This is a genomic window from Exiguobacterium sp. s131 (assembly GCF_018617345.1).
GTDB classification, from domain to species: Bacteria; Bacillota; Bacilli; order Exiguobacteriales; family Exiguobacteriaceae; genus Exiguobacterium; species Exiguobacterium profundum.
Genome location: NZ_JACSJX010000002.1, coordinates 318,296 through 325,296, shown reverse-complemented (window position 1 = coordinate 325,296; position 7,001 = coordinate 318,296). Strand labels below are relative to the sequence as shown.

The window sequence follows — 7,001 nt, the reverse complement described above, 5'->3', positions numbered from 1 at the left end:
CGCCAGCGTTCGTCCTGAGCCAGGATCAAACTCTCCAAAGAATTTGATATAGCTCTTAAATTGACGAAGCTTGCGCTTCATTCAAAAATTGTAAAACTTATTTTTGCCTCATCGTTCAGTTTTCAAAGTTCGTCTGCCGCTCTTAGCGACTCATTTATAATAGCACCTGTAATTATATCCGTCAACTATAAAAAGAAAGTTTTTTAAAAAAGAATAAATAAAGACGATTCCATTTCATTTTGTTGAATGGAATCGCTAGTTTCTTCTTATTGAAATGCAACAATGCTCACATCGGTTAATCGCGATAAATCATATTCTTTCTCCCCTGTCGCTTCAAGCACAATCGGTTGTTCGACACGATTCGTATAGGCATGTATCGTTCCTCGTACTCCACTGCTCAATAAAACAGGGCGACCGATTTCATAAAATCCAAGTAATGTCGCAAGAAGCGACAAAGCTTCTCCATCATAGGCTTTGTTCTGCCACATATAGAAATATGCTTCCTCTGGAGAGAGCGGCTTTCGGAACGTTCGGGGTGCTGTCAACTGACAGAAGCGATCGGCGACAATAAATAGAGGAGAGGCTGGATTCAACTCGCGTTCCGTCAGACGTTTTGGAAACCCGGATCCATCCAATCGCTCATGATGCTCGGTAATCAATTGATACACTCTTCCTCGTAACGTTTGAGTACTCGGGAGCATCGATGCCGAAACGAGTGGGTGTTGATACAATAGCTCCCGTTCCATTTTTGTGAAATAACGCATATGAGACCATTTCCGAATTTTAGCGTAGCTCGCATCTGCAAAATAAGAAGCAATCCCGTAATCAAATTGGAGTTGATGTTCGTCCCCTCGATATTTCGATAAGGCACGGGTGACGAGCGCTCGATAGACGGAATGGTAAATGACATGATTTTTCCGCAACGGCTGATGCGTAAAGAAATGAACGATCGCTGTAAGCGGAACTTCCTGACGAAATAGTTGATGAATGAATTCTAGACCTTCATATGGGTTAGGTGCGATCCGTTCTTCCCACTGATTATAATGCTTCTCATATTGAAGGACCTGATTACAGAGGCGCTGTTCTTCTTTAGACGTGAAGAGCTTCTGTTCAACAGGTGCGACATCGATATCTTCGATTTTTAAGAAACGGAGCAAACGTAAATGTTCATTGGTTAAGTGGATTCCGGCTTCTAAAGAAGAAACGGGTGACAATAGCGTCATCCCAACATGTACAGTAGATAAGTTCAAACGCACGCGAATCCCTCCTAATATATGAAAAGGTCGAACGGAAACACCGTTCGACCTCTCGTCTTACTCATTCACATCAGACGATTCGTCGGTTTCAGGTGCTTCATCCTCAAACCCATTCTCCAAATCGACTGCTGATTCCTCTTCTAACTCATCTTTTTTCAACTTTGCGATAGTCGCCAAACGATCGCCCTCTTCGATGTTCATCACTTTCACACCGCGAGTACTTCGACCCATTTGAGAGATCGTTTGTGAATCGATTCGAATCGCAACACCGAGTTCGGTCATCAGCATGATGTCATCGTCTTCATCGACGACACGCATCCCGACGACTGTTCCACGATCTGTCTTAATTCCGATGATACCGGAACCGCCACGACCTTGTGTGCGGAACTGTTCCATGGCCGTACGTTTTCCGTATCCTTTTTCCGTGATAATCAAGACGTCTTGCGTGGTGCGAACGATTTCCATCGAGACGACCAAATCGTCATCCTTCTTCAATCGAATCGCGCGCACGCCTCGTGCCGTACGTCCCATCGAACGAACTTCTCCTTCGAGAGGGAAGCGAATCGACATCCCTTGACGGGTGACGATCAACATTTCATCGTCGCTCTTCGCTAAACGAACCGTGACGAGCTCGTCTGTCTCATTCAAGCTGATGGCACGTAGACCGTTTTTGTTGATTCGGGCGTATGCCGAAAGTGGCGAACGCTTAATCAATCCTTCTTTCGTGATGAAGACGAGAGACAACTGCTCGTCTGCCACTTCTTCCGATTCATCCTGGGCTTCTTCCGCTACCGTTTGGTTAGCCAAGTAACTATTGAAATCGACCGGAATCATCGTTTCGACTTTTTCACCCTTGTCGATTTGAAGCAAGTTAATGATCGGCATCCCTTTCGCGGTACGGCTCATCTCAGGAATTTCGTATCCTTTGAGACGGAAGACGCGTCCGAAGTTGGTGAAGAACAGGATGGTATCGTGTGTCGACGCGGAGAGCAGACGAAGCACAAAGTCTTCATCATTCGTTCCCATACCTTGTTTCCCACGTCCACCACGGCGCTGTGTCCGATATGAATCCGATGGGATCGACTTGATATATCCTTCGCTCGTGAGCGTAATCATCATGTCGCGAACTGGGATCAAATCTTCGTCCTCGAGTTCAACGATATCCGTACGAATCACCGTACGACGAGCATCACCATATCGCTCTTTGATTTCGATTAACTCGTTACGAATGATATCGAGTAGCAATTCTTCGTCTCCGAGAATCGCACGAAGTTCTTCGATTAACGCTTTCACTTCACGATATTCGCCTTCAATCTTCTCACGTTCCAAACCAGTCAAACGTTGGAGACGCATATCTAAGATTGCTTGCGTCTGTTCAGTCGAAAGTCCAAAGCGGGCAATCAACTTTTCACGAGCCTCGTCACCTGTGCGTGTGCTACGGATGATGGCGATGACTTCATCCAAGTGATCCAAGGCAACACGAAGACCTTCTAAAATGTGGGCACGTGCTTCCGCTTTGTCTAAATCGAATTGCGTCCGACGACGCACGACCTCTTTTTGGTGTTCGATGTAGTAATAGATTGCTTGTTTGATGTTCAACGTTTTTGGACGACCGCCTACAAGCGCGAGCATGTTAACACCGAACGTCGTTTGCATCGGTGTTTGCTTGTACAAGTTATTCAAGATGACACTCGCATTCGCGTCGCGGCGAACTTCAATCACGATGCGCATCCCGTTACGGTCTGATTCATCGCGTAAGTCCGTGATTCCCTCGATTTTCTTGTCGCGAACCAAATCGGCAATCTTTTCAACGAGACGCGCTTTGTTGACTTGGTAAGGAATCTCGTGCACGAGGATCCGTTCACGGCCATTTTTCAAGACCTCGATTTCAGCTTTCGCACGCATCGTAATCGATCCACGTCCAGTTTCGTATGCACGACGAATCCCACTACGTCCCAAAATCTCTCCCGCAGTCGGGAAATCAGGACCCGGGATATGTTGCATCAATTCTGCAATCGTGATGTCCGGGTTGTGAGAAAGCGCCAGTACCCCGTCGATGACCTCGTTCAAGTTATGAGGCGGAACGTTCGTCGCCATACCAACGGCAATCCCGCTCGTCCCGTTCACAAGGAAGTTCGGGAAACGTGCCGGAAGTACGACTGGTTCTTTTTCTTCACCATCGAAGTTTGGTTGATAATCAATCGTGTTTTTTCCGATGTCTCGTACGAGTTCCATCGCAATTTTAGACATACGTGCCTCGGTATAACGCATCGCAGCGGCCGAGTCGCCATCGACTGAACCGAAGTTCCCGTGACCGTCGACTAATTCGTAGCGATAACTGAAGTCCTGAGCCATGCGGACCATCGTCTCATAAACGGCTGAGTCACCGTGTGGGTGGTACTTACCGATGACGTCCCCGACGACACGCGCCGACTTCTTATGTGGCTTGTCCGCGCGAATACCTAGTTCGTTCATCGCATATAAAATACGACGGTGAACCGGCTTTAATCCATCTCGCACGTCCGGAAGGGCACGTGATACGATGACGCTCATCGCGTAGTCCATGAACGACGTTCGCATCTCCTGGCTAATATTTATATCCTTGATATTTTCTTGTTCTGCCATTCGTTATTGCCTACCCTTCTTATTAAATATCGAGGTTCTTCACGTAATGGGCGTGAGATTGAATAAAGTCACGGCGTGGTTCGACGTTGTCACCCATGAGCGTTTCGAAGATTTCATCCGCTTCGATCGCATCTTGAAGATCGACACGAAGCATCGAACGCGTTTCCGGGTTCATCGTCGTATTCCATAACTGTTCAGGATCCATCTCTCCGAGACCCTTGTAACGTTGAACGCTATAACGTGCATTTTCAGGAAGTTGTGCAATCGCCGCCTGCAACTCACGGTCGTTTTGAACGTAGATGGTTTCTTTCCCGTGCTTCACACCATAGAGTGGTGGTTGCGCGATATAAACATATCCACTTTCAACGAGTGGGCGCATGTAACGATAGAAGAACGTCAACAATAACGTTCGAATGTGCGCACCATCGACATCGGCATCGGTCATGATGATGAGTTTATGATAGCGCGCTTTCGATAAGTCAAACTCATCGGCAATCCCTGTTCCGAGAGCCGTGATGATGGTCCGGACTTCTTGGTTGGCCAAAATCTTATCAAGACGTGCTTTCTCAACGTTGATGATTTTCCCTCGAATCGGAAGGATGGCTTGGAAGTGACGATCACGTCCAGATTTCGCAGAACCTCCCGCTGAGTCACCCTCAACGATGTATAGTTCAGATTTCGATGCATCTTTTGACGAACAGTCTGCCAATTTCCCTGGCAATGAACTGACTTCGAGAATCCCTTTACGACGTGTCATCTCGCGTGCACGTTTCGCAGCAAGACGCGCACGTGCCGCCATCAAGCCTTTGTCGACAATGAGGCGGCCGACCGACGGGTTCTCGAGTAGGAACTGTTCGAACGTGTCGCTGAACAACGTATCGGTTGCCGTACGCGCATCGGCATTCCCGAGTTTCGTCTTCGTCTGTCCTTCAAACTGGGGAGCCGGGTGCTTGACGGAAACAATCGCCGTCAACCCTTCACGGACATCATCACCAGACAGGCTGCCGTCGGCTTCTTTCATCAAACCAAACCGTTTTGCATAGTCGTTGATTGAACGAGTGAGTGCCGTCTTAAATCCTGTCTCGTGCGTCCCACCTTCATGCGTCGGAATGTTGTTCGTAAATGAGTAAATGTTACTTGCGAAACCTTCGTTGTATTGAAGCGCAATCTCGACTTCGATTCCATCTTTCGTCCCGTGTACGTACACAGGCTCTTCATGAATCGACGCTTTTGACCGGTTCAAGTGCTCGACATAAGACTTGATTCCGCCCTCATAGTGATAGTTCCGTTCAATCGTCTCGTCACTACGATCATCTTTAGCCACGATTCGTAACCCTTTGTTCAAGAAGGCGAGCTCACGTAAGCGTGTCGCTAACAGATCAAAGTCATATTCGAGTGTTTCTTGGAAGATGTCCCCGTCTGGGAAGAAGCGGACCGTCGTCCCTGTCGTGTCGGTCGTCCCGACGATTTCAAGTTCACCCTGTGGAACACCACGTTTGAACGATTGGTAATATACGTTTCCATCGCGACGAACGAACACTTCAAGTTTCGTCGATAAGGCGTTAACAACTGACGCCCCGACACCGTGAAGACCACCTGATACTTTGTATCCGCCACCGCCGAACTTACCACCTGCGTGCAACACCGTGAAAATAACTTCAACGGCAGGTCGACCTGTTTTCTTTTGAACGTCGACCGGAATCCCACGTCCGTTGTCTTCAACAACGATCGAGTTCCCTGGCTCGACCGTCACTGTGATCGTGTCACAATAACCAGCGAGCGCCTCATCGATTGAGTTATCGACAATCTCCCATACTAAATGGTGGAGACCGCGAGAGCTTGTGGAACCGATATACATCCCTGGACGTTTACGGACAGCCTCTAGGCCCTCAAGGACTTGAATCTGATCGGCGCCGTACGCTTGCAATTCTTTTTCATTTTCATTACTCATCGGTTATTTTCACCTACTATACATGATTTGGTGTTCCTTCTTGCCACGATTACACGGACTCCGTTTCAACCTCACCTTGTTTCACGTGAAACACTTTAGCTTGTTGAATGGTCTCATGTGCAATCCCGTCAATGTTTGTTGTAGTCAAAATCGTTTGTACTTTCCGTCCCATCGTATCGAGGAGATGGGTTTGGCGATGATCGTCAAGCTCAGATAACACATCGTCTAATAACAACAGAGGATATTCGCCTACTTCTTCATGAATCAATTCAATCTCAGCTAGCTTCAATGACAAGGCCGCCGTTCGTTGCTGACCTTGTGAACCGAACGTTTGAACGTTTCGATTGTTGACATACAATTCAAAATCGTCACGATGCGGACCAAATAAGGTCACACCTCTTCGTCGTTCGTTCTCTCTTATTTTATCAAACTTTTGACGATACGTTTCAAACATCTGTTCTTTTGAGAAGCGTTCTTTTTGGAACGTGTCGGAAACGTATTGAATCGTCAGTGTTTCGAGTTCTCTTGTGATTCCGGAATGGATGGGATTGGCCCATTTTTCGAGCTGGTCGATGAAGTGATAGCGTCTCATCACAATTTTTACGGCAAGTTCAATCAATTGATCCGTCAAGACTTCAAGTAACGTTTCGTCGCCACCTTTTGTGGATAACTGCTTCAACAAGGCGTTCCGTTGTTTCAACGTCTTCAAGTATTGATTGAGCTCGTGTAAGTACACCGGACTGACCTGACCGATTTCCATATCTAAAAATCGCCGTCTCCCTTGCGGACTGCCTTTCACGATGGCTAAGTCTTCTGGGGCGAACAAGACGACGTTAAATGCGCCGACATAGTCACTGAGACGACGTTGTTCCAAATGATTGAGCTTTGCTTTCTTGCCTTTAGGAGAAAAAGAGAGACTCTGCACCGATTCGCCCGTCCGTTTATGAATCCGTCCTTCGATACTCGCAGCATCGGCTTCCCAACCGATTAACTCACGGTCTTGTGTCGTCCGATGCGATTTTGCGAGCGCAAGTACGTAAATCGATTCGAGAAGATTCGTTTTTCCTTGGGCGTTCTCACCAATCAGAACATTCGTCTGTTCTGAAAAATCTAGCTCGAGGGTTTCGTAGTTGCGATAGTTTTGCAATCGGATCGACTTTAAATGCACG

At 47.4% G+C, this 7,001-nt stretch carries 4 protein-coding genes; all 4 read right to left on the bottom strand.

Annotation, left to right across the window (positions count from 1 at the left end; all coding sequences use genetic code 11):
* Window positions 1-266: 266 nt before the first annotated feature.
* From KNO69_RS12275 to recF, 4 genes are read right to left on the bottom strand one after another with little or no spacing between them, the layout of a single operon-like run.
* The gene (locus KNO69_RS12275) at window positions 267-1,256 is read right to left on the bottom strand and encodes an HD-GYP domain-containing protein (protein WP_214818336.1); all 990 of its coding nucleotides are present in this window, start codon (window positions 1,254-1,256) and stop codon (window positions 267-269) included.
* A gap of 57 nt (window positions 1,257-1,313) precedes the next feature.
* A complete protein-coding gene (gene gyrA, locus KNO69_RS12270) occupies window positions 1,314-3,881 on the bottom strand; it encodes a DNA gyrase subunit A (protein WP_078145951.1) in 2,568 nt (855 codons plus the stop codon).
* A gap of 22 nt (window positions 3,882-3,903) precedes the next feature.
* The gene (gyrB, locus tag KNO69_RS12265) at window positions 3,904-5,832 is read right to left on the bottom strand and encodes a DNA topoisomerase (ATP-hydrolyzing) subunit B (protein ID WP_211782032.1); all 1,929 of its coding nucleotides are present in this window, start codon (window positions 5,830-5,832) and stop codon (window positions 3,904-3,906) included.
* 49 nt (window positions 5,833-5,881) lie between these two features.
* Window positions 5,882-7,000, bottom strand: a complete 1,119-nt coding sequence (recF, locus tag KNO69_RS12260; RefSeq protein WP_159563190.1) for a DNA replication/repair protein RecF — start codon at window positions 6,998-7,000, stop codon at window positions 5,882-5,884.
* Window position 7,001: the final 1 nt, after the last annotated feature.

Excerpts from the sequence above, each read along its gene's own strand:
- gyrA (WP_078145951.1), bottom strand. The coding sequence starts at position 3,881 with ATGGCAGAACAAGAAAATATCAAGGATATAAATATTAGCCAGGAGATG.
- gyrB (WP_211782032.1), bottom strand. The coding sequence starts at position 5,832 with ATGAGTAATGAAAATGAAAAAGAATTGCAAGCGTACGGCGCCGATCAG.